The sequence below is a fragment of the Stenotrophomonas maltophilia group sp. RNC7 genome (assembly GCF_030910085.1).
GTDB classification, from domain to species: domain Bacteria; phylum Pseudomonadota; class Gammaproteobacteria; order Xanthomonadales; family Xanthomonadaceae; genus Stenotrophomonas; species Stenotrophomonas sepilia.
On sequence record NZ_JAVFVN010000271.1, the window covers coordinates 1 to 21,398 of the forward strand.

Annotated in this window: 19 protein-coding genes; 8 read left to right on the top strand and 11 right to left on the bottom strand. The window is 68.1% G+C overall.

Annotated elements, in window-relative coordinates:
- Positions 1–393: 393 nt before the first annotated feature.
- Both RCF13_RS03585 and RCF13_RS03590 read right to left on the bottom strand, forming a co-directional pair.
- Positions 394–1,047: a response regulator transcription factor gene (locus RCF13_RS03585; RefSeq protein ID WP_069138296.1), complete on the bottom strand. Its 654-nt coding sequence runs from the start codon at positions 1,045–1,047 to the stop codon at positions 394–396.
- Positions 1,040–4,069: a sensor histidine kinase gene (locus RCF13_RS03590; protein ID WP_134968824.1), complete on the bottom strand. Its 3,030-nt coding sequence runs from the start codon at positions 4,067–4,069 to the stop codon at positions 1,040–1,042. The genes RCF13_RS03585 and RCF13_RS03590 overlap by 8 nt, the downstream gene beginning before the upstream one ends.
- Positions 4,070–4,165: 96 nt before the next feature.
- Between RCF13_RS03590 and RCF13_RS03595 the strand changes: the two genes are divergently transcribed.
- The 7 genes from RCF13_RS03595 to RCF13_RS03625 all read left to right on the top strand — a co-directional run bounded on the left by RCF13_RS03595 (position 4,166) and on the right by RCF13_RS03625 (position 10,942).
- Positions 4,166–4,498: a hypothetical protein gene (locus RCF13_RS03595; protein WP_134968825.1), complete on the top strand. Its 333-nt coding sequence runs from the start codon at positions 4,166–4,168 to the stop codon at positions 4,496–4,498.
- 50 nt (positions 4,499–4,548) lie between these two features.
- Entirely contained in the window at positions 4,549–4,992 is a 444-nt protein-coding gene (locus tag RCF13_RS03600; protein WP_050562701.1) for an AraC family transcriptional regulator, read from the top strand.
- Positions 4,989–5,645, top strand: coding sequence for a hydrolase (locus RCF13_RS03605; protein ID WP_005417006.1), 657 nt, complete (start codon positions 4,989–4,991; stop codon positions 5,643–5,645). The genes RCF13_RS03600 and RCF13_RS03605 overlap by 4 nt, the downstream gene beginning before the upstream one ends.
- Positions 5,646–5,647: 2 nt before the next feature.
- The gene (locus RCF13_RS03610; RefSeq protein WP_134968826.1) at positions 5,648–6,073 is read left to right on the top strand and encodes a DoxX family protein; all 426 of its coding nucleotides are present in this window, start codon (positions 5,648–5,650) and stop codon (positions 6,071–6,073) included.
- 119 nt (positions 6,074–6,192) lie between these two features.
- Positions 6,193–8,040 carry an amidohydrolase gene (locus tag RCF13_RS03615; RefSeq protein ID WP_181357896.1) on the top strand — a complete coding sequence of 616 codons (1,848 nt, stop codon included), beginning with the start codon at positions 6,193–6,195 and terminating at the stop codon, positions 8,038–8,040.
- Complete coding sequence (locus tag RCF13_RS03620) at positions 8,019–9,302, top strand: alginate export family protein (protein ID WP_061480732.1); 1,284 nt, start codon at positions 8,019–8,021, stop codon at positions 9,300–9,302. Before RCF13_RS03615 ends, RCF13_RS03620 begins: the two co-directional genes overlap by 22 nt.
- Positions 9,296–10,942: an MFS transporter gene (locus RCF13_RS03625; protein WP_134968829.1), complete on the top strand. Its 1,647-nt coding sequence runs from the start codon at positions 9,296–9,298 to the stop codon at positions 10,940–10,942. The genes RCF13_RS03620 and RCF13_RS03625 overlap by 7 nt, the downstream gene beginning before the upstream one ends.
- Before the next feature lie 124 nt (positions 10,943–11,066).
- On the opposite strand, the gene RCF13_RS03630 is transcribed toward RCF13_RS03625, so the two are convergent.
- Entirely contained in the window at positions 11,067–11,891 is an 825-nt protein-coding gene (locus RCF13_RS03630; protein ID WP_072167493.1) for an alpha/beta hydrolase, read from the bottom strand.
- Positions 11,892–12,077: 186 nt separating this feature from the next.
- Between RCF13_RS03630 and RCF13_RS03635 the strand changes: the two genes are divergently transcribed.
- Positions 12,078–12,464 carry a hypothetical protein gene (locus RCF13_RS03635; protein WP_065196127.1) on the top strand — a complete coding sequence of 129 codons (387 nt, stop codon included), beginning with the start codon at positions 12,078–12,080 and terminating at the stop codon, positions 12,462–12,464.
- A 76-nt stretch (positions 12,465–12,540) separates the two neighbouring features.
- On the opposite strand, the gene RCF13_RS03640 is transcribed toward RCF13_RS03635, so the two are convergent.
- The 8 genes from RCF13_RS03640 to RCF13_RS03675 form a co-directional block, all read right to left on the bottom strand.
- Positions 12,541–13,245 carry a DUF2968 domain-containing protein gene (locus tag RCF13_RS03640; RefSeq protein ID WP_032954256.1) on the bottom strand — a complete coding sequence of 235 codons (705 nt, stop codon included), beginning with the start codon at positions 13,243–13,245 and terminating at the stop codon, positions 12,541–12,543.
- Between the two features lie 99 nt (positions 13,246–13,344).
- Positions 13,345–15,495: a TadG family pilus assembly protein gene (locus RCF13_RS03645; protein WP_231352161.1), complete on the bottom strand. Its 2,151-nt coding sequence runs from the start codon at positions 15,493–15,495 to the stop codon at positions 13,345–13,347.
- A gap of 8 nt (positions 15,496–15,503) precedes the next feature.
- Positions 15,504–15,977 (bottom strand): DUF3613 domain-containing protein, encoded by a 474-nt coding sequence (locus RCF13_RS03650; protein WP_231352160.1) that lies wholly within the window; start codon positions 15,975–15,977, stop codon positions 15,504–15,506.
- Positions 15,974–16,864 carry a Flp pilus assembly protein TadD gene (locus tag RCF13_RS03655; protein ID WP_069138309.1) on the bottom strand — a complete coding sequence of 297 codons (891 nt, stop codon included), beginning with the start codon at positions 16,862–16,864 and terminating at the stop codon, positions 15,974–15,976. The genes RCF13_RS03650 and RCF13_RS03655 overlap by 4 nt, the downstream gene beginning before the upstream one ends.
- Complete coding sequence (locus tag RCF13_RS03660) at positions 16,864–17,799, bottom strand: type II secretion system F family protein (protein ID WP_069138312.1); 936 nt, start codon at positions 17,797–17,799, stop codon at positions 16,864–16,866. The genes RCF13_RS03655 and RCF13_RS03660 overlap by 1 nt, the downstream gene beginning before the upstream one ends.
- A 28-nt stretch (positions 17,800–17,827) precedes the next feature.
- Positions 17,828–18,784 carry a type II secretion system F family protein gene (locus RCF13_RS03665; RefSeq protein WP_231352159.1) on the bottom strand — a complete coding sequence of 319 codons (957 nt, stop codon included), beginning with the start codon at positions 18,782–18,784 and terminating at the stop codon, positions 17,828–17,830.
- 2 nt (positions 18,785–18,786) lie between these two features.
- A complete protein-coding gene (locus RCF13_RS03670; RefSeq protein WP_061479830.1) occupies positions 18,787–20,133 on the bottom strand; it encodes a CpaF family protein in 1,347 nt (448 codons plus the stop codon).
- Positions 20,118–21,374 carry a fimbrial protein gene (locus RCF13_RS03675; protein ID WP_061479831.1) on the bottom strand — a complete coding sequence of 419 codons (1,257 nt, stop codon included), beginning with the start codon at positions 21,372–21,374 and terminating at the stop codon, positions 20,118–20,120. The genes RCF13_RS03670 and RCF13_RS03675 overlap by 16 nt, the downstream gene beginning before the upstream one ends.
- Between the last annotated feature and the right edge of the window lie 24 nt (positions 21,375–21,398).

Genomic DNA, 21,398 nt, shown 5'->3' on the forward strand with positions numbered 1-21,398 from the left:
CAGCCCCACACCGCCCCACCTCCGACAGATTCCCGCTGCTGTGGGTAGGTGTCGACCTTGGTCGACACGGTAGATCCACGCCATGCGTGGATGCTCTTCGTTCAATCTTCGAAATACTCGATTTCGATGAAGATTCATCCAGACATGGCGTGGACCTACAGAACGCAATGCCCGACAGATCGCAGAAATCTGTCGAAGGCGGGGTGGGTCCGGTTGCGGGAGTGTCCGCGGCATGGATGCCGCGGCCAAGCCCCCAAGGAAGGGTCTACGGCGTCTCCCGCAACCGGACCCACCCCGCCGACCCACAGGAAACCGCTTTTGCTTCAGTTGTTGCTGTTGCTGTTGCTCCAGCCCGTAGCAGGTGCAGGGCTGCAAGCCCTGCCGAACAACCCCCTAATCGTGACCGCTGTCGTCCAGGCTGATGATGCCGCGCCGCAGCGCCTGGGTTACCGCATGCGTGCGATCACCCACGCCGAGCTTGTCCATCAGGCTTTTCATGTGCGCCTTCACCGTCTGCTCGGAAATCTGCATGCGCTCGCCGATGCGCTTGTTCGACAGCCCTCCGGCCACGTGCCGCAGTACCTCGGTCTCGCGGGGCGACAAGCGATCTTCCACCACGTGCGCGGCGATGCTGGCTGCCACCGCCGGGGGAATCGGTGCGCGCCGGCCGCCGGCGACCATGCGGATGGTGTCGACCAGTTCATGCCGCAGCATGTCCTTCAGCAGGTACGCGCTGGCGCCGGCCTGCAGCGCCCGCACCGCACGTACGTCACCGCGGTAAGTGGTCAGCACGATGATGCGCGCGCGTGGGTCCAGCGCGCGGATCCGCACGATGGCTTCCACACCATCCAGGCGGGGCATCTGCAGGTCCATCAGCACGACGTCGGGCTGCAGCTGCTGGTAGCGTGCGATGGCTTCCTCGCCATCGGCGGCCTCGCCGAGCAGGCGCAGGTCGGCATGAGCGCCCAGCAGTGCCGCCAGTCCATCACGCAGCAGCGGGTGGTCGTCGACCACCAGCACGCCGATCGGGGCAGGGGACTCAGTCATGGGTTTCTCTACTCCAGGGCCAATGCCAACGCGATCGGCGGCGGTGATACAGCCGCCGGGCCGGGACTGCCAGCGCGACTTCGGTACCCAGCCCGGGGCGGGTCCACAGCTGCAGTTCCGCGCCGAGGCGCTGGGCGCGCTCACGCATGCCCTGCAGGCCCCAATGGCCATGGCCGGCGTTCTCGTCGGCGATGCCGGCACCGTCGTCGCGCACGTGCAGCAGGAAACAACGCGTGCCGTAGGACAGTTCCACTTCAACGGCACTGGCATTGGCATGGCGCAACGCATTGCGGATGGCCTCGCGCCCGATCAGGAACACCTCTTCGGCCGCGTCGGCCTGCAGCGGTGGCGCCGCGCCTTCCACGGTCAGGCGCAGGGGATTGATGCCATGCCCGGCGTATTCGGCGTGCACGTCGGCCAGCGCCGAAGCGAGGTCGCGGCCCGCGAACGGCGCCTCGCGCAGCGCATTGACCCGCTCGCGACCCTCGGCCAGGTTGCGCTCGGCCAGCTGCATCGCTGACTCAAGCTGGCTGCGCACCGGCTCGGGTGTCTGCGCTGACTGGCTGATCGCGTGCAGGCGCAGGATCAGGCCCTGGCTGCCCTGCAGCAGGGTGTCGTGCAGGTCGCGGGCGATGCGTTCGCGCTCGCCATGGCGCTCCTGCAGCCGCGCGCGGAACAGTGCCGCCAACTGGCCACTGCGGATGCGTACCGCCATCACCAGCAGCCCCAGCACGATGGCCGCGCACAACAGCTTGAACCACACGGTCTGCATGAAGGTGGGCGCGATGCGGAAGCTGCGCTGTGCCGGTGCCGTGCTCCAGATGCCATCTTCGTTGGCGGCCTCCACTTCGAAGCGGTAATTGCCCGGCGCCAGATTGGTGTAGTACGCACGCGTGCTGCTGCCGGCGTCCTGCCAGCCGTCATCGACGCCGGACAGGCGGTAGCGGTATCGGTTGCGCTCCGGACGTGCCAACGACAGCGCCACGTAATCGATCTGCAGCTGGCTGGTGCCTGCCGGGAGGCGCAGGCCATCGCGTAGCGGCGCGTGCTCGCTGCCATACAGCACCTCGCCGATACGCACGCTGGGAGCCATCGTATTGACGTGCGAGCGGGTGGTGTCCAGCCAGGCCAGGCCCTGGTTGGTGGCCAGCCACAGCAGGCCGTCGTCGGCCAGGGCGGCGGTGGAGATCGGCCCGCTCTGCAGGGCGATGCCGGGCATGCCGTCGATGGCATCGAACAGGCGTGGCGTCACTGGCAGGCCGGAGCGCAGGGCACGGCGCAGCAACCCGCTTTCCATCCTTACCAGGCCACGGCTGCCGTTGAGCCACAGGTGTCCATTGGCATCGGCGACCATGCCGGTGATGCCTTCCAGTACGCCGGCCATGTCGGTGCGCACCGGAACGAACCGGCCGTTGCCCAGCCGTGCCGCCAGCCCTGCTTCGCCGGCGACCAGCAGAAGGTCCCGGTGGTGCAGCATCGCAGTGATCGGTCCTACCGACAGGCCGTCCCCGGCGCCGAAGCACTCGGTGCCATTTGCACCCAGGCGGCGCAGGCGGCCATCGGCATAGCCGAGCAGCAGCTGGCCATCGGCATCCAGCGCCAGCGATGAGCAGGCCTGCTCTGGCAGGCGGATTTCACGTTGCCACTGGTCATGCTGGTAGTGCAGCACCCCGCGTTCGCCGGCGCAGACCCAGGCCTGTCCGTCATCGGGGAACAACAGGGCATGCAGCGGCTGCCCGGTGAACGGCGCCGGCAGCGGGATCAATGTGGTGCGGCCGGCGACCGTGCGCGCGAGGTTGACCCAGTCGAACTGCCAGATCGACGTGGGTGCCTGCCGCGCGGCGGCCTGCAGCTGCGTGGCGCTGCCATTCAGCAGGGGGCGCCGCAGGTCGTAGGGCTTGAGGTCTTCGCCATAGCCATACACGCGCCCATCGCTGGCCCGTACCAGCGAGCGGTAGGGATCGCTCGGGCCGACCACCAGGGCGTGCACGCTGCGTGCGCGGAAGCGGTTGAGGCCGAGATTGGTGCCGACCCAGAGATTGCCTTCGCGATCGACGATGATCGGCACTGCCGATGTGGCGGTCAGTCCTTGCGGCGAATCGAAGCGCTCCATGCGCACGGCCCGGGTGCCGTCGAAGGTGATGCGGGCGACGCCGCCGTGCGGGCTCATCGTGGCCCACAGCGCGCCATCGGCAGTGAACTGCAGGCGCGCAGCAACCAGTTCCGGCAACCGCCGCGCCTCACGTTCGCCGGCCGCCAGCAGACCCTGCGCGTTGGCCAGCGGCGAGGTGCCGCGCACCCGGTCGGCCAGCCACACTTCACCCTGCGGGCTTTCGGCCAGCGTCGCCATCTGCGAGACCGCGATGCCGGTGTCCTCGAACGCGGTCTGGCCCGCCGCACGCATCCAGATCTTCAGGTCGGCCAGCACCCAGAACCTGCCCCGGCTGTCGTGCAGCACCCACTGCACTCGGCGCTCGGGCAGGCCGGCAGCGGCCGGCAGTGGCTGCCAGCGGTGTCCGTCAAAGCGGCGCAGCCCGCCATTGATCGCCGCCCAGAGCTGGCCCTGGCGATCCTGGCTGAAGCGTGGGACCACGCCGACCGGCACCCCCTGCTCGCGGCCGTAGCTGCGAAGCTGCCCATGCGTGAACTGGCTGATGCCGGCCTGGAAGTAGCCGATCCACAGCGCACCGCCGGCGGCATGCGCCAGCGTGACCATGTTGGTGGACGGGAACTGGCTACCGGCGGGCGCTGCCTGCCGTTCGAAGCGACGGCCATCGAAGCGGTACAGGCCCGAGCCGGTAGCCAGCCACAACAGGCCCTCGCGGTCCTGGGCAATGTCCCAGATATCGCCTGGCGCGCCCTGGCCGACACGCCAGGCGGTGTGCTCGTAATCGGGCAGCCCGCCGCTCACCGGCGGGCGCTGCACGGCAAAGGCGGGCAGGGAGGTCAACAGCAACAGGCACGTCAGCAGCGTCGGCAGGCGACGCACGGACGGGAAGGGGCGGCCACGCATGGCGCGCATTCTGGCAGGTGTGGGGCAGTCCGGGGTGACCCGAACGGGGTAGGCGGCGTGCGCCGGTGTCGGCTATCACGCCGGCATGCCCTCCGGAGCCCCGCCATGCAGCGCCTGTTCGTGATGTTCCCCGACCGCGGTCCGGGCATCGGCCTGCTGTGGTTGCGGTTGTGCCTGTCCGCTGCTCTGTTCACGCTTGGCATGCAGGCGGGCGGGTGGTCCGCGGTGTGCCTGCTGGCAGTGCCGATGCTCGTGCTGGGCGCGTTGACGCCGCTCGCGGCGCTGATGGCGGCCGTGGGCATGTTCGCGCAGCAGGCGCCGTGGCCGCAGGCGGTGCTGCCATTGGCGCTGTTGATGCTGGGCCCTGGCGCCTATTCACTGGATGCGCGGTTGTTCGGGCGCCGCCTGCTCGGCCGTCGGCCTCCCCCATTCGGGTAGGTGCTGGCCTCGACCGACGGGGGTAGGGCATCACGCAGGGGTCACGCACCATGGGGCACCCCTTCGCGGCGTCCCGCATGGCTACCCTCTTCCCGCCTGATCCGCCCGCCGCTTCACTGGCACCGCAGCAGGCGGCCGCCTTGCAGCGCGCCCTGCGCTATGTCGATGAGCATCTGTCGCAGCCGCTGCGGGTGACCGAGCTGGCGGCGGCCGCCTGCGTCAGCCGCTTCCATCTGGTACGCCTGTTCCGCGCCGGTACCGGCGCCAGCCCGTTGCGCTATGTCCGCCGCCGTCGCATCGAGCGTGCGCGCCAGCTGCTGCCGGGCGCGCAGCTGCCGATGGCCTGCCTGGCCCAGCAGCTGGGCTTCTTCGACCAGAGCCATTTCGTCCGCAGCTTCCGCGCGGAGACCGGCTGCAGCCCCGGCCAGTACGTCGCCGGTGATGCCGCCCTGTTGCATCCCCTTGATCGTGTTTCCAACGGAGTCCACCCATGAGCCTTGCCACCGCCACTCCCGCCCCGGCGCTGCTGTCGCCGACCGACCACGCCCTGGTGCTGATCGACTTCCAGTCGCAGATGGCGTTCGCCACCCACACCATCGACATCTCCGCGCTGCGCAACAACGTGTCGCTGATCGGCAAGGGCGCCAAGGGCTTCAATGTACCGGTCGTGCTGACCACAGTCGCCGAAGCATCGTTCTCCGGGCCGATGTTCCCGGAACTGCCGCAGATCTTCCCTGGCCAGACGGTGTTCGATCGCACCTCGATGAACACCTGGGAAGACCAGCCTGTGATCGATGAGATCAACCGCATCGGCAAGCGCCGTCTGGTCATCGCCGGCCTGTGGACCAGCGTCTGCATCGTCGGCCCGGCGCTGTCGGCGCTGGCGCAGGGCTTCGAGGTGTATGTGATTACCGATGCCTGCGGCGATGTCAGCGAGGAAGCGCACGAGCGTGCGATCACCCGCATGGTGCAGGCCGGCGCGGTGCCGATGACCAGCGTGCAGTACCTGCTCGAACTGCAGCGCGACTGGGCACGGGGTGAAACCTACGACCTGACTACCGGCATTGCGCGCGACCACGCCGGCGGCTACGGCATCGGCATCCAGTACGCCAAGCGGATGTTCGGTGCGCAGGAAGGCGGGCACTGAGCATGGTTGCCGGCCAAGGCCTCGACCTGGCCCTGCTGATGCTGCGCGTGGCGGCAGGAGGCTTCCTGCTGCCGCACGCGCTGGGCAAGCTGTTCGGGTGGTTCGGGGGGCCGGGGCTTTCCGGCTTCGCCACCGAGCTGCGCGGTTTCGGGCTGCCGGCAGTGGCACCGTTGCCATTGCTGTTGGCCTTGCTGCAGGTGTTGTCCGGGCTGGCCGTGCTGCTGGGGTGGCAGACCCGCATCGCCGCCCTTGCGGCGGCTGCCTTCATCGGCTTCACCGTGCTGTTGGCCCTGCCCAAGGGCTGGTTCTGGATGCGCGGCGGCAGTGAGTACCCGTTGATGTGGACCACGGTGCTGCTGGCCCTCGCGCTGGCCGGCCCCGGCGCCTGGGCGCTGGACGGCCAACGCTTTCCGGGAGAATTCGCATGAGTCACGATCCCCTCGATCACGGCCGCCGCAACGTGGTGCTGGCCAGCGGCGCCGCTGTTGCGCTCGGCCTGGCAGGTCGTGCCGGTGCCGCACTCGATTCCACTTCCAAGGAGCGTCGCATGAGCACGCTGGTCATCCGCAATGCCCGCATTACCACCCTCGACCCGCAGCAGCCGCATGCGCAGGCGCTGGCTGTACAGGAGGGCCGCATCGTCGCCGTCGGCAGCGACGAGGAGATCATGCGCGGCTGGGGCAATGAAGCGACGCTGATCGACGCGCAGGGCCGGCGCCTGCTGCCCGGCCTCAACGACAGCCATACCCACCTCATCCGTGGTGGCCTGAACTACAACCTGGAACTGCGCTGGGACGGCCTGCGTTCGCTGGGCGACGCTCTGGACATGCTGAAGGCCCAGGTAGACCGTACTCCCGCGCCGCAGTGGGTGCGCGTGGTCGGTGGCTTCACCGCTGCGCAGTTCAACGAGAAGCGCCTGCCGACGCTGCAGGAGCTCAACGACATCGCACCGGATACGCCGGTGTTCCTGCTGCACCTGTATGACCGCGCACTGCTCAACCGCGCCGCGCTGCGCGCCTGCGGCTACAGCAAGGACACGCCAGATCCGCCGGGTGGCCAGATCGTGCGCGATTCGCTGGGCAACCCGACCGGGCTGCTGCTGGCCAAGCCCAATGCGCTGATCCTGTACGCCACGCTGGCCAAGGGCCCGCGCCTGCCGATCGAATACCAGGCCAACTCGACGCGCCATTTCATGCGCGAACTGAACCGGCTTGGCATCACTTCGGTGATCGACGCCGGCGGTGGCTTCCAGAACTACCCCGAGGACTACCAGGTCATCGAGCAGCTGCATCGCGATGATCAGCTGACGGTGCGCATCGCCTACAACCTGTTCACCCAGAACAAGGGCAGGGAAGTGGATGACTTCCGTGGCTGGAGCGAGATCCTGCAGCCGCGCCAGGGCGATGACCTGCTGCGCCACAACGGCGCGGGCGAGATGCTGGTGTTCTCTGCCGCCGACTTCGAACTGTTCAACGAACCGCGCCCGGAACTGCCGCCGGAGCTGGAGCCCGAACTGCACGACGTGGTGAAGCTGCTGGTCGAGAAGCGCTGGCCGTTCCGCATCCACGCCACCTACGACGAGAGCATCACCCGCATCCTGGATGTATACGAACAGGTCAACCGCGAGGTGCCGTTCGATGGCCTGCACTGGTTCATTGACCACGCCGAGACCATCACTCCGCGCAATATCGAGCGCATCCGCGCGCTGGGTGGGGGTATCGCCGTGCAGCACCGCATGGCTTACCAGGGCGAAGCCTTCGTCGAGCGCTACGGTGTGCAGGCGGCACGGCACACGCCGCCGGTCAGGCGCATGTTGGCCGAGGGCGTGCCGGTGGGCGCAGGCACCGACGCCACCCGCGTGGCCAGCTACAACCCGTGGGTGGCATTGTCCTGGCTGGTGACCGGGCGCACCGTGGGCGGGTTGGCCCTGTATGGCGAGGAAAACCTGCTCGAACGCGAGCAGGCGCTGCGCCTGTGGACCCAGGGCAGCGCCTGGTTCTCCGGCGACGAAGCAGTAAAAGGGACATTGAAGGTTGGTCAGCTGGCCGACTTCATCCTGCTCTCGGCCGATTTCTTCCGCGTCGACGACGCGCAGATCGCCGACATCACCAGCCTGCTGACCGTGGTCGGCGGGCGCATCGTGCATGCCGACGGCGATTATGCTGGCCTGGCGCCGCAGCTGCCGCCGGCGATGCCCAGCTGGTCGCCGGTCAACCGGTTCGGTGGTTACCATGTCGGCGGTGCTGCCACCGGGTTGGCAGCTGCCCATCGCCACCATCACGGTGTGGCCTGCAGTACGCATGGTGCTCACGGGCATGCCGCGCAGCATGCGGCGCCCACCGATGACCTGACCGCCTTCTGGGGCGCGATGGGATGCTCGTGCTTCGCGTTCTGAGCCTGGCGCTGCTGGCCGTGCCATCGCTGGCGCTGGCCTGCGAGGGTGGCCATTGCACTGACGCCGGTGACGGCCAATTGCGGTGGGACGCCTCGCTGCGCCTGCGTGGCCTGTACTACGACCCGACCCGGTTCGGCATCGGTGGCAGTGAAGATGGCTATGGCCTGCTGCGTGCACTGGCTTCGGCCACCTATGTGGAGGACACCTGGCAGGCAAAACTGCAGCTGGGCGTGCATGCCGAGAATGGCAAGGCAGGCGGCCCGGGCCGCACCGACCGTGGTGCCTTGGACGTGCAGCAGGCGTACTGGCGCTGGCAGCGCGGTGGCTTCCATGTGCAGCTCGGCCGGCAGGAAGCCGGCTATGGCAGCTCGCGGCTGTTGTCGGTGCGCGATGGGCCGAATATCCGCCTGGCCTTCGACGGTGCGCGCCTGGGCTGGAAGGGGCGGCTCGGCACGCTTGACCTGATGGCTCTGCGGCCGGTCGAGAACCGGCCGGGTGCCTTTGATGATCGCAGCGAACACGGTGCGCACCTGTGGGGTGCCTATGCCACCGCGGCACGCGGGCAGGGCGTGGGACAGTGGGATCTGTACCTGCTGGACTATCGTCGCGACGGTGCGCGCTTTGCGGCAGGCTCGGGAACCGAGCGCCGGCAGACACTCGGTGCGCGCTGGTTCGGCCAGTCAGGTCTGCTGGACTGGAACAGTGAGCTGGTGGCGCAGGGCGGTGAACTGCGTGCCGCCACCGGCCCACTCGACATCCGTGCCTGGACGCTGGCGACCGACACCGGCTGGCGCTGGACGGAGCGGCCGCTGCAACCGCGGCTGGGGCTGAAGGCCGACATCGCCAGTGGCGATGGCAACCTGCACGACCGGCGACTGGGCACCTTCAATGCACTGTTCCCGAAATCGGCCTACTTCAGCGAGGCCAGCCTGCTGGCCCCGGCCAATCTGATGGACCTGCAGCCGACCCTGGCCCTGCGCCTGCACGACGCGGTGACGACGGAACTGGGCGTGCAGATGGCCTGGAAGCATCGTCGTGCCGATGCGGTCTACACCACGCCGGCGCCGCTGGTGGCGTTGCCGGGCAGCGCCGGTGGCGCGCGCCGCATCGGCACCCAGTACAAATCCGAAACCCGCTGGCAGGCCAGCGAACACTGGCAATGGCAGCTGCAGCTGGCCTGGGTCGACGCCGGTCCTGCACTGAAGCAGGCTGGAGGCCAGGACACGCTGTTCGCCTCGATCGTTGGAGCATGGCAATGGTGAACGCAACCGCGTCGCAACTCCCCGTACAGGCCGCAGGGGCCTGGTCCCCGCTGAAGATCCAGATGTTCCGTTCGATCTGGCTGGCGATCCTGGCCAGCAACATCGGCACCTGGGTCAATGATGTGGCCGCCGCCTGGGTGATGGCCGAGCGCACCGGTTCGCCGTTGATGGTGGCCCTGGTGCAGTCGGCCACCACGGTGCCGATCGTGCTGCTGGCGCTCGCTGCCGGCACCCTGGCCGACATTGTCGATCGTCGGAAGTACCTGTTGGTGACCCAGGGCTGGATGCTGCTGGTGGCCGCCGCAATGGCTGGGTTGACCGCGATGGACCTGCTGACCCCGCAGTTGCTGGTGCTGCTGACCTTCTGCATGGGCTGCGGTGCGGCGATGGCAATGCCCGCGCAGGCCGCCATCGTCTCCGAACTGGTGCCGCAGCCGATGCTGGCCTCGGCAGTGGCGCTGAACTCGATCGGCATCAATATCGCCCGTTCGATCGGCCCGGCCATCGGCGGCGTGATCGTCGCCCAGCTGGGTGCGGTCTGGGCGTTCGGCTTCAATGCCGTCACCTTCGCCGCGATGCTGTTCGTAGTGTGGGGTTGGAAGCGCGACCCAAAGCAGTCGAGCTTGCCGCCGGAAGGCTTCGGTGCCGGATTGAAAGCGGGCCTGCGCTACGCCAGCCGTGCCGGACGGCTGCAGGCGGTGCTGATCAAGTCGGTCGGCTTCTTCTTCTTCGCCGCGGCAATGAACGCGTTGTTGCCCGTGGTGGTGCGTGGGCAGATGCAGGGTGGGGCGGGGCAGTACGGCATGCTGCTGGGCTGCATCGGCATCGGTGCAGTGGGCGGTGCCTTGCTGCTGCCGAAGCTGCGCGCACAGCTGGATCGCGACCTGCTGGTACTGCTGGCGACGTTGTCGCTGGCCCTGAGCCTGGTCGGGCTGGCGCTGACCCGCAGCTGGTACGTGCTTCCGGCGGTGATGCTGGTGAATGGATTTGCGTGGATCACCGTGCTGTCGTCGCTGCAGATCGCTGCGCAGACTGCGGTTCCGGCATGGGTACGTGCGCGTGCGCTGGCGCTGTACATCATGGTGTTCTCTGCCGGCATGGCCGCCGGCGGCCTGAGCTGGGGCGCGCTCGCTCAGCGCACCTCGCCCGAACTGGCGTTGCTGGTGGCAGCGGCCGGTGCGGTGATCGGTGGATTGCTGGTGTGGCGCGTGCGCATCGCCGGCACCGAAGACCTGAACCTGCGCCCGGCCGGGCACTGGCCGGCACCCGAGCTGTCGGTGCCGGTGTCGAACGATCGAGGCCCGGTGCTGGTCACCATCGAGTACCGCATCGATGATGCTGATCGTGCCGCGTTCCAGGCGCAGATGCGCGCGATGGGATCCATCCGTCGTCGCGACGGTGCGGTGGTCTGGGGCGTAGTCGAAGACGTGGCAACACCGGGAATCCACCTTGAGTATTTCGTGACCCCGTCATGGCTGGAGCACCTTCGCCAGCACGAGCGCATCACCGCCGACGACAAGGCGATCCAGGAAGAACTACGCGGATTGCATCGGGGAGAGCGCTCGCCGGTGGTGCGCCACTTCGTGGGTGGTCATGATCCGCTGCCCGCCTCCGTGCCACATCACCATGCCGACATCTGAGCCGTCGCGGCTAGAGCCGGCCGCTGGCCGGCTGTGCAGGATCGCGATGGATTGATCGGGGTGCCGGCCAGCGGCCGGCACTACCGAAGGGGCGGCGGCACCGTTGCGGCGCCGCCGCGATACCTCACTTGCGTGCGAATGCCAGCAGGTCGGCGTTGAACTGGTCGGCGTGGGTGATGGTCAGGCCATGCGGCGCACCGGCGTACACGTTCAGTTCGGCATCCTTGATGATCTGCGAGGACAGCTTGGCCGAGGCATCGAACGGCACGATCTGGTCGTCATCGCCGTGCACGACCAGCGCCGGCACGTCGATCTTCTTCAGGTCCTCGGTGTAGTCCACTTCCGAGAATTCGTGCACGCAGTCGTACTGGCCCTTGACGCCACCGAGCATGCCCTGCAGCCAGAACGCATCGCGCATGCCCTGGGTAACGTTGTTGCCATCCCGGTTGGCGCCGAAGAACGGGGTGGTCAGGTCCTTGAAGAACTGCGAACGGTCGCCGCCGGTACCCTTGCGGATACCGTCGAAGACCTCCAGCGGGGTGCCGGCGGGGTTGCCAGCGGTCTTCAGCATCAGCGGCGGCACGGCGCCGACCAGCACCACCTTGGCCACGCGCGCGCTGCCGTGGCGGCCGATGTAATGGGCCACTTCACCGCCGCCGGTGGAATGGCCGACCAGGATCGCGTCCTTCAGGTCCAGCGCTTCGATCACCGCGGCCAGGTCATCGGCATAGGTGTCCATGTTGTTGCCATCCCAGGTCTGGCTGGAGCGTCCGTGGCTGCGGCGATCGTGGGCGACCACGCGGAAGCCGTTCTGGCCCATGAACAGCATCTGCGGATCCCAGGCATCGGAAGACAGCGGCCAACCGTGGGCGAACACGATCGGCTGGCCGGTGCCCCAATCCTTGTAGAAGATGCGGGCGCCATCGGCGACGGTGACGAAGTTGCTCATTGCAGGTTCCTTGGCGGAAGGGAGGGAAGGCTTCGGCAGGATGCCGGTGCCTTCGGCAGTACAGCGCAGGCGCAGGCGACCGACTTGCACGGCTGTGCTGGATTGCATCGGATGTGACGCGTATCGCTCTGGCAGGACGGGAGCCGTGTGCCGAGGATGAGCGCAGCCCGCCACAGGAACGCACGGATGCCCGCCATGCGATGGTCGCTGATGCTGTGCCTGCTGCTGCCCATGGCAGCGCCGGCACAGACCCATGTCTACAAGTGCGTGGATGGACCGCACCCGGTCTACCAGCAGACACCCTGCCAGGGGCGTGCCGCATGGCGCTGGGACGTGCCCGCGGAGCAGTCATTGTCCCGCGGCGCTGTGGCGCCAGCGGCCTCGACACCGAAGCCATCGCCCCGGCCACGGCGTGCGGCGCGGGCGCACGGTGCGCTGATCACGATCAGCACGGATGCGGCGGCCTGCGAGCGTGCCCGGCGTGATCGCGAGCAGGCGTTGCTCAAGCGTCGGCGCCTGGATTTCGTGCAGCGCCGGCAGCTGGATGACGCGGTCTACGGCGCCTGCCAGTGACGCGGGGGCGCTGAAGTGCCGAAAACGACAACGGCGCCATAGGGCGCCGTCGCGTGGAGTACCGTGAGTGCAGCTCTCAGCGACCGTCGCTGGCGGCCGCCGGTGCGGGCACGCTGTCCGGCTTGGGCAGGCTCAACTCCGGGTTGCCCTGTTCGGCCTGCAGGATCTGGATGCGGCGCTGCAGGGCGTCCAACTGGCTGTTGGTGCTCTGCACGTCGGTGCTGAGGCTCACGGCCTGCTGCTGGGCCTGCTGCAGGGCGGCGCTGACCTGGGCCGACTGTGCCTGCTGCTGTTCCATTTCCTGCTGCAGGGTACGCAGGCGTTCCTCGTTGTAGGCCACCAGGCGCTCGGTGTAGCGCTTGCCGGCTTCAAGGCGGGTGGTGTCGATGTAGACCTGGGCCAGCTGTTCGGACTGCTGCGCGAAGGTGCGGTAGACGCGCTCGGCGTTGTCCACCGCATCGGTCTTGATCACCCGCCAGAAGTTCTTCTCCTGGAACAGGGCGACGTAGTAGGTCAGGGTGTTGGCATTGAACAGCAGGCTGGCGCCGTAGTTGCCGTTGTAGGTGGTGCGCAGCTCGGTCAGCTGGCGCGAGTCCATCAACTGCTTGAGTTCGTCCACGGTATTGCGCACCACCGGCGCGCTGCGCGCCGGTTCGGCTGCCGCCTCACGGTCGCCACGTGCAGCCATCGCTGCCGGTGCCACCAGCATCATGACCACGGCCAGCACTGCCGCGCTGCGCGCGTGCCGGGCAAAGACCGCGCCCCCTGAAGTTTCTCGCATGTCTAGACCATCCACGGATGAGTGTGGGTTGATATGAAGGTGGTTCCCCGCCGGGAGTCTAGCATGGGTGTGGGCGCCGCCAAGGGCGCCCGTCACGGGTCAGTAGACCAGCTGTGCGGCGCTGCACTGGATCGACTGCACGTTGACGTCGGTCCGGCCCAGTTCAAGGCCCAGCACGCTGGCCAGCAGGTTGGTCAGCAGGGTGCCGACACTGTTGAGCACCGGCCGCAGTGCGGCCAGGATCGGCTTCAGCACGGTGCACAGCAGGCCGCTGCAGCTGACGCTGCCATCGGGGTTGGTGACACCCGTTCCCCCGGCACCATCGAGAAAGCCGGCCGGTGCGGTCTGGATGTACGACGCCAGATTGTTGCGCACGCAGCCGTTGTAATCGATCAGGTTGCCGAGCAGGCTGTCGCAGCGGTTGATCAGCAGGCCGCCGACCAGCGAGCCAAGCAGGCCATCGAGCAGGCCCAGGCCCTGGCCGGTGACGGTCGTCCTGTAACCGGTCCACACCGAACCGTCTTCCCAGCAGGTAGTCAGGCCCAGCAGGCAAGGCTTGGGGACGCCATTCTTCACCGTCCAGTTGCCCAGCGGGGCGAGATTGCGTGCCGGATCGCCATCGCGCAGCAGCGGGATGACCTGGTCGACGTTGTAGCGTCCGCCAGTCGGAAAGGCCGCCTGCAGGTAGCGATCGGCCAGCGCCTTGGCGGTGTCGTTGGCGTTCATGCCCTGCTTGGGCGAATTGAGCATGCCCGACAGCACCCGTAGCAGTTCGTTCACCAGGCTCGACACTGCGTCACCGATCGCGAGCGGGTTGAACCGGGTCGAGCCGGTCTCACCGGCGGCCAGGGTCAGGGTCTGCGTGCTGGTCAGGGCAGGCAGGGTAATCCTGTCGTTGATCAATGGTTGGCCCAGCAGCTTCAGCAGCTGTTCGTCCTGCAGCGTGGCGTCGCAGACATTGGCCTTGGAGAAGCGCTGTGCAGGGTCGACATTGCCGACGCAGGCGCGCAGCACCGACGAGTCCACCTGGATCGTGGCCTTGGGTGGATTGCCGCCGCACTGGATGCCGGTCAGCGTGCCCATGCCGTTGGCCACGTCGACGTGCAGCGGCAGGTGCAGGCGCGTGCCAAGCAGGTTCAGCAGCGGCCCCAGCGCGAACAGGTTGTTGCTGTCCACGTCCGCCATCAGCCGCACCTGCGCGTTGTAGGCACGGCTGCCGACACCGCCGATGGCGATCGATGGCGGCTCGACCACGCCTGCCTGGATGCTGATGCCCAGCAGGTCCAGTCCCTTGACCGCCACGCCGTTGCCATCGTTGGCGATGGAGATCGCGGTGCTGATCAGGTTGAGCACGTTGACCTGTGACTCCAGTGCGCTGCCGACCGTGCCGTCGGGCGAGACAACTTCGGCAAACAGGCCACCGCCGCCGGACTGGCTGCCAAGCACGATGTTGAGCTTGTTGATGTCCAGCTGGGTGGCAACCAGATCGGACAGGGCGCGCAGCTGCACCCCCGCAGCGGAGTCACGGCCGACCACGGTGGCGGTGGCATCGACCAGCTGTGCCAGCGAAATCTTGTTGACCGACAGCAGGCGATTGAAGTCGGCCACGCTGAGGTTCGCGCTTACCGGTATGTTGAGCGCTTTCAGCAGGCCCGAAGGGGTGACGTTGGCCTGCGCCAGGCCGTCATAGGACAGCACCGTGGCATTGGTGACGTCCAGGCCAACCAGGCGCAGGGTGGACAGCAGCACTGAATCGCCATTGGTCCTTAGCAGCTGCGAGCCGACCGCAAACACCGCGGTGGGTTCGGCACGGCGCGCCACGGCCTGCACGCTCACGGTGGGCAGGCTGGAAGTCTGCCCGAAGAAGGGCAGCACGCTGCGCTCGGCGATTACCTGAACGGCATTGCGGGGATTGCTGGCATCGACGCTGGTGACGAAGCGGGTGCCGGTGCCACGGCTGGCGCTCCAGTTGCCGCAGCGGATCTGCAGGGTGCCTGCGAACCCGTTCTGGGCCACCGCATTCTGCCGGGCAGCGCTGTTGTCGCTGTTGTCCGGGCTGCACAGCTCCAGCCGCTGTGCGCCGGCCAGTGCGGCAAGGTCGGCCACCTTCTGCGCATCACGCTTGGCCCAGAACAGATAGCCGATCTCAATCAGGCCCAGCATGGCCAACAGCGCCAGCATGACCAGCATCATCGTGACCGACATGCCGCCGCGTGCGCGGCTGAAACTGAACTGGCGTGGGCGTTTCATGGCCGACCTCAGCGTCCGGAGGAGGAGGCGTCCTTGGACCGGGAGACATCGGTCTCAAAGAAGTCCGGGATCTCGTGTTCAAAGCTCTTCAGGTAACGCGCATAGCTCAGCGTGGCCTGGTCACCCAGGATCGGCAGCCGCTGGCCGGCCTGCTGCCCGGAGGCCTGCAGGCGGAACAGATTGCGGGTCGCCTCGCCGCTGGGCAGGCGCGCACGCGGTGCGGCGGGCGGTGCTGAAAGACGTGCGACGTCGGTTGCGATGGTCGACGCTTGCGCCCCAGTCACCTCGGCGGATGCGGCCGGTGCGGCCAACTCCACGGTGGGAAGCGGCTCGGCCTGCATCGGCGCCGTGCCCGCTGGCGACGGCGAGGGGCCACCGAGCATCTGTCCGGTCAATGGCTGTTGCTGCGCCTGCACGGCACCGGCAACAAGCAGGCAGCACAGCACGGGCAACAGGCGTCGGATCTGGCGCATCGTGGTCATGGTGTGCTTCCGGTCGGGTGGTCGGTGGCGCTGAAGCGTTCCAGCATCGAGGGTGGCAGGCGCTGCGGATCGCGTTGGTCGCGCGGGTCGCGGTGGGGTTCGCCCGCCAGCCGTGCGCCGCCCGATGCACGAGCGCCACTCTCGACGCTGGCCGTGTGTGCAGGTGTGGCTGCATTGGCTGCAGCAGCGGCCTGTCGTTGCTGCAGGCGCGTCCGGATCTGCTGGGCCTGCTGCTGGATGCTTCGGCGCGTTTCCTCGTTGAGGCTGGCCTGTGCCGATAGCCGCTCCGCCGTGGCCTGGTCGCCGCGCAGTACCGCCCAGAGTGCAAGGTTGGCCGTTGCCTTGGCGTTGCCCGGTGAAAGCTCCAGGGCCTTGGCCAGCGGCTCGCGGGCCTGATCGAACTGGCCGGCACGCAGCCGTGCATAGCCCAGGTCGCCCAGGTAGTCGGTGTTCAAGGGCTGCAGCTGCGTGGCGCGCGCCAGGGCCTGTTCGCTGCCGGCATCGTCGTCGCGACGTGCTGCGATCAGGCCCAGGCCATGGGCGGCCGCCGCGGCCTGCGGCCCGCTGGACAGCTCGCGATACAGCGCGACCGCCGCGTCGGTCTGGCCGGTCTCACGCAGTGCGTCGGCCTGCAGCAGGCGCAGGGCAGGACGATCACCATAGCGCTGGCGGAAGGCCTCCACATGGGCCAGCGAGGCATACCAGGCGCCCTGCTGCTGCATGCGTTCGATCAGCTCCAGATAGGCGTTGCGGCTGTCCTGCGGATCGGGTTCCGGCGGCGCAAGGCTGGGCGCCCGCACATACTTCGGCGTGGTCGAGGCGCAGCCACTGGCCAGGGCGGCGAGGGTGACGGCAAGCAGCAGGCAGGAGGTGTGCAGGGCAGGCATCAGGGAGATCCCATCTTGGACAGGGTGGTGGCCAGCGCGACCAGCGCCGGGCCGGCAAGCACCAGCATCAGTGCCGGCAACAGGGTCAGCATCATCACCACGGTCATCTTCACCGAGAGCTTGCCGACCTTTTCCTTCAACGCGTTGCGGCGCTGTTCGCGCAGGCGGAGGCTGAACTGGCGCAACGGCTCCTGCACTGCGCCGCCGTGCGCATGCACCTGCAGGATCAACTGCATCAGGCTGGCCAGGTCATCATCGGCGTAGACCTCGCTCAGCCGCCGCAATGACTGCGCGCGCGTGCGGCCATGGGTATAGGCCACATTGGCTTCCTGCAGTTCGCCGCCGAGTACCGGCAATGCATCGCGCAGCTTGTCGCCCAGCGTCTGCAGGCTCTGGTCCATGCTGAAGCCCACGCCCTGCAGCAGGCGCAGCAGGTCGATCAGCAGGGGCAGCTCGTTCTCGACCGCACGGCGGCGGCGCTTGACCCACGACGACAGCACGAACTTCGGCAGCAGCAGCCCGGCCGCCAGCGCACCGATCACCACCATCACCTTGGCAAGCCCATGCGCGCTGCTGAACGCCAGCGCCAGCGCCAGCACCAACAGGGCAAGCAGCAGGCGCAGGCCGAGATAGATCGCGGTACCGCGGCGCGTGTTCCAGCCAGCCAGGTCCAACAGCAGCTTGTCTTCGTTGGCAAGCAGCGCGGCCTCCAGGCGGCCGCCACTGAGCGAGCGCCCGAAGCGCTCGATCCAGCCCAGCGAGTCGCGGCGCGTGGCCTCGGTGTCGCGGCCTTCTTCACGCGGCTGCAGGGCGGTTTTCAGTGTGGCTGAGGTGCGGTGCTCGCGATGGCTGCGTACCCAGCCGGCGATACCGAGCAGGGCGACGCCGGCTGCCAGCACCAGCAGCGAAAGGGCGAACCAGGCGCTGGCGCTCATCGGGCACCTCCGGGGCGGCTGCGGGCGGTCATAGCGATTTGGCCAGGCGGTACAGCAGGAACGCCCCGAGCAGTTCCAGGCCCAGTGCGATCAGCAGGATCCTGTGACCGAGCGGGTCGTGCAGCACCGGCTGGAAGAACGCCGGGCTGGAGATCGCCATCAGCACCGCACTGGCGGGTGGCAGCAGCCCCAGCACCCAGGCCGACATCCGTGTTTCCGAGGTGGTGGCCGCCAGTTCCTGCTGGGCCTGTTCCAGGTCGCGCATGAAATCGCCCATGCGTTGCAGGATCTGGTCGGCGCGCCCACCAATGCGCACGCTCACTCCGATCACCACTGCCAGCACCTTCAGTGCGTCCATCCGGTACGGCTGCGCGGCCAGGCTCAATGCACGATCCAGGTCCATGCCGCTGCGTGCATAGCGCACCGTGGTGTCGAGCAGGCCGCGCAGTGGCGCGCTGGTCTGCATCGAAGACACCTGGAACGCGGCCTGCAGGCTGTTGCCCAGCGCGGTGAGGCGGACCAGGTTGTCGAGAAAGTCCGGCATCTGGTGCAGCAGCTGCGCGCGCAGCTTCGTGATCCGGCGCATCACCCACAGCCAGCAGCCCAGCAGGTACAGCAGCAGGGTCAGCGGAAACATCCAGGCCGTGCCCAGCCGCATCGCCGCCACGACCGCAAGCACCAGTCCCGGCACCAGCAGCATCAGTGGCAGCTTCCAGCCCGGCTGAAGGCCGGCGCGCTGCAGGACACCGTCCCACGGCAGTACGCGGGTCCCAGTGCTGGCCGGGCGGGTCGAATCGTTGGCCGCCGCAACGGCAGGCCCGGCCGGTACTGCGCCGGCCGCGCTGCCGCGCGCCAGTTGTTGCTCGGCATGCTGCAGCGAGGCCTGGCGCTGCTCACGGCTGGCGGCGGTGCCCCACAGCCAGACGGCCAGCGCCAGCAGCACCGAGATGATGCTCAACACGCCCAGCAGCAGGCCGGTGCCCATGCTCAGAAGTCCCCGTAGAGCGATTCACGCAGTTGCTGGCGGAACGGCTCCAGCTTGTGCGAGTGCGGATGGAAGCCCAGGCCGATCCAGCGGTCGGTCTCGCGGCCGGCGGCGTCGATCTGCACCTCGTGGCGGAACATTTCCTGGGTGGTGATCAGGTTGTCACTGACCCCGGTGATCTCGGTGATCGAGACCAGCACCCGGCGCCCGCTGCCCAGCCGCGAGATCTGCACGATGAAGTCGATGGCGCTGGCAATCTGCCGGCGCAGGCTGTCCTCGCTGCCCTGGAAGCCGGCAAAGCCTGCCAGCATCTCGATGCGGTACAGGCAGTCGCGCGGCGTGTTGGCGTGGATGGTGGCCATCGATCCGTCATGGCCGGTGTTCATCGCCTGCAGCATTTCCAGCACTTCCGCGCCACGCACCTCGCCGACCACGATGCGGTCCGGGCGCATGCGCAGACTGTTGCGCACCAGGTCGCGGATGCTGACCGCGCCCTGGCCCTCGGCGCCACCGATGCGGCTTTCCAGGCGCACCACGTGCGGATGGTTCAGCGAAAGCTCGGCGGTGTCCTCCACGGTGATGACGCGCTCGCTGGGTGGCACGTAGCTGGCCAGTGCGTTCAGCAGCGAGGTCTTGCCGGAGCTGGTGCCGCCGGAGACCAGGATGTTGCATCGGCCCAGCACCATTGCCTTCAGCAGGGCCTGCATCGGTGCGTCGAAGGTGCCCTTGGCGAGCAGTTCGTCGGGGGTGAACGGGTCCTTGCGGAACTTGCGGATGGACACCATCGGCCCGTCCACCGCCAGTGGCGAGATGATCGCGTTGAGGCGGCCGCCGTTGGGCAGGCGCGCATCGACCATCGGATTGGAATCATCCAGCCGGCGGCCCAGCGGCGCGAGGATGCGGCGCAGGATGCGCAGCAGGTGGGTGTCATCGGTGAAGCGCTGGGTGGCACGCCGGAGCTGGCCACCCTGCGAAACGTGCACGTCCTTGAAACCGTTGATCAGGATGTCTTCGATGGAGGGGTCGTGGAGCAGGTCGTCCAGCGGGCCGAAACCGGTCAGCTCCTTGACCAGGCCCTCGGCAACCACCTGCATCTCTTCTTCGTTGATCGGGATGCGCCATTCCTGGATGAAGCCCACGGTCTGTACCTGCACCCAGCGGGCGATGGTATCCGGGGCCCAGGAATCGATGTCGATGCGCTCGTCCTCGATGCTGTTGAGCAGGTGCTCATGCGCGGCCGACAGCACCTTCTGGTACTGCTCGGTCTGTGCGAACGGCAGGTGGCCCGGGCTTTCGTGCAGCAGCGGGCGGGCAACGGCATGCGGGAACGGGGTTACCTTGTCTTCCATTGCGATCCACCCAGGGCAAGGGAGAGTCTTTCCCGCAGGCCATGCGGCTGGACCGGGCAGGCAGCCGGGTCCAGCCGTGACACGAGCGGGGCGAGGGCACGCAGGTAGGGATCGCGCGGCGCATCCTGCAGCAGCAGGCGGCCCTGGCTGGCGGCAAGGCGCACGCGCGGTCGTTCAGGCAATGTCGCCAGCAACGGCACTTCGAAGCGGCGTGCGATCTGTTCCGGGCTCATGCCGCTGCTGTCGTCGTGGCGGTTGATCACCAGCTGCAGGCGTTTCTCGCGCTCGCGCTGGCCTGCAAGATGCTTCAGCGCCTGGTCCAGCGAGACCAGCGTGGCGATCGACGCATCGGTGACCAGCCAGATTTCGTCTGCCTGGTCCAGCAACAGCGGCGGCAGCTGCCGCAGCGGGCAGCCGCCGGCATCACACAGCACGCTGGCGAACACCCCGCGCAGGCGCTGCAGCAGCGCGCCAGGGTCGGACGGGGGCACGGCATCACTGCCGCCGGCACGGTCCAGCAGCACCAGCCCGGAGTCATGGCGCGCCATCGCGGTGCGTGCGAGGGTGGCGTCGATGCGGCTGGCGTTGCGCAGCGCATCCTCGTAGTGGAAGCGGCTGTCGAGATTGAGGTACAGCGCAAGGTCACCGGACGGCTGTGCCAGTTCCATCAGCAGGCCGTCCTGCTGCACTGCATCGCCCTGGGCAAGGGCCCGCGTCTGTTGCGCCAGCACCGAAAGATGTGCGGCCAGGGTACTGGTGCCGACGCCTGCGCGCACGCCCAGCAGCACGATCAGGCGCGCCTTGTGCGCGTGCTGCGCCACCGCGGCCGGGCGCGGTGACAGCGCACGCCGCAGGGCCGCCTCGATGCCGGCGTTGTCGCTGTCCAGGTCCAGCACATCGCGCAGGCCGGCGCGCAGCGCGATCACCACGCCTTCGACCTGGCCGGCGCTGGTGGCGCCGACCGCGACCAGCGCCAGGTCCGGTTGGGTCTGCTGCAGCTGCTGTGCCAGCACGCTCGAGGCAGCCGCGTGCTCGGGCCGGAAGTCAAGCAGCACCAGGCTCTGCGGGCCGCGTTGCAGGTCCTGCGCAGACGTCGGCGCACTGCTGTCCTGCCAGTGCAGGGTGGTGGTCGGCGGCAGCTTGGCGGCCAGCCGGGGCAGCAGTTCGCGGTCAATGCCGTACAGGACCAGGTTCATCGGCGGTCCTTGCGGATGCAGCGGCTGGGCGGTGGCGTAGGGCATGGGCGTGGTTCCGCAGGCGTCATG

Coding starts and splice junctions, on each gene's coding strand:
- RCF13_RS03635 (WP_065196127.1), top strand. CDS start 12,078: ATGCCCGCCATGCGATGGTCGCTGATGCTGTGCCTGCTGCTGCCCATG.
- RCF13_RS03600 (WP_050562701.1), top strand. CDS start 4,549: ATGGGGCACCCCTTCGCGGCGTCCCGCATGGCTACCCTCTTCCCGCCT.
- RCF13_RS03650 (WP_231352160.1), bottom strand. CDS start 15,977: ATGACCACGATGCGCCAGATCCGACGCCTGTTGCCCGTGCTGTGCTGC.
- RCF13_RS03620 (WP_061480732.1), top strand. CDS start 8,019: ATGCTCGTGCTTCGCGTTCTGAGCCTGGCGCTGCTGGCCGTGCCATCG.
- RCF13_RS03660 (WP_069138312.1), bottom strand. CDS start 17,799: ATGAGCGCCAGCGCCTGGTTCGCCCTTTCGCTGCTGGTGCTGGCAGCC.
- RCF13_RS03670 (WP_061479830.1), bottom strand. CDS start 20,133: ATGGAAGACAAGGTAACCCCGTTCCCGCATGCCGTTGCCCGCCCGCTG.
- RCF13_RS03665 (WP_231352159.1), bottom strand. CDS start 18,784: ATGGGCACCGGCCTGCTGCTGGGCGTGTTGAGCATCATCTCGGTGCTG.
- RCF13_RS03605 (WP_005417006.1), top strand. CDS start 4,989: ATGAGCCTTGCCACCGCCACTCCCGCCCCGGCGCTGCTGTCGCCGACC.
- RCF13_RS03630 (WP_072167493.1), bottom strand. CDS start 11,891: ATGAGCAACTTCGTCACCGTCGCCGATGGCGCCCGCATCTTCTACAAG.
- RCF13_RS03610 (WP_134968826.1), top strand. CDS start 5,648: ATGGTTGCCGGCCAAGGCCTCGACCTGGCCCTGCTGATGCTGCGCGTG.
- RCF13_RS03640 (WP_032954256.1), bottom strand. CDS start 13,245: ATGCGAGAAACTTCAGGGGGCGCGGTCTTTGCCCGGCACGCGCGCAGC.
- RCF13_RS03590 (WP_134968824.1), bottom strand. CDS start 4,069: ATGCGCGCCATGCGTGGCCGCCCCTTCCCGTCCGTGCGTCGCCTGCCG.
- RCF13_RS03675 (WP_061479831.1), bottom strand. CDS start 21,374: ATGCCCTACGCCACCGCCCAGCCGCTGCATCCGCAAGGACCGCCGATG.
- RCF13_RS03655 (WP_069138309.1), bottom strand. CDS start 16,864: ATGCCTGCCCTGCACACCTCCTGCCTGCTGCTTGCCGTCACCCTCGCC.
- RCF13_RS03585 (WP_069138296.1), bottom strand. CDS start 1,047: ATGACTGAGTCCCCTGCCCCGATCGGCGTGCTGGTGGTCGACGACCAC.
- RCF13_RS03595 (WP_134968825.1), top strand. CDS start 4,166: ATGCAGCGCCTGTTCGTGATGTTCCCCGACCGCGGTCCGGGCATCGGC.
- RCF13_RS03615 (WP_181357896.1), top strand. CDS start 6,193: ATGAGCACGCTGGTCATCCGCAATGCCCGCATTACCACCCTCGACCCG.
- RCF13_RS03645 (WP_231352161.1), bottom strand. CDS start 15,495: ATGAAACGCCCACGCCAGTTCAGTTTCAGCCGCGCACGCGGCGGCATG.
- RCF13_RS03625 (WP_134968829.1), top strand. CDS start 9,296: ATGGTGAACGCAACCGCGTCGCAACTCCCCGTACAGGCCGCAGGGGCC.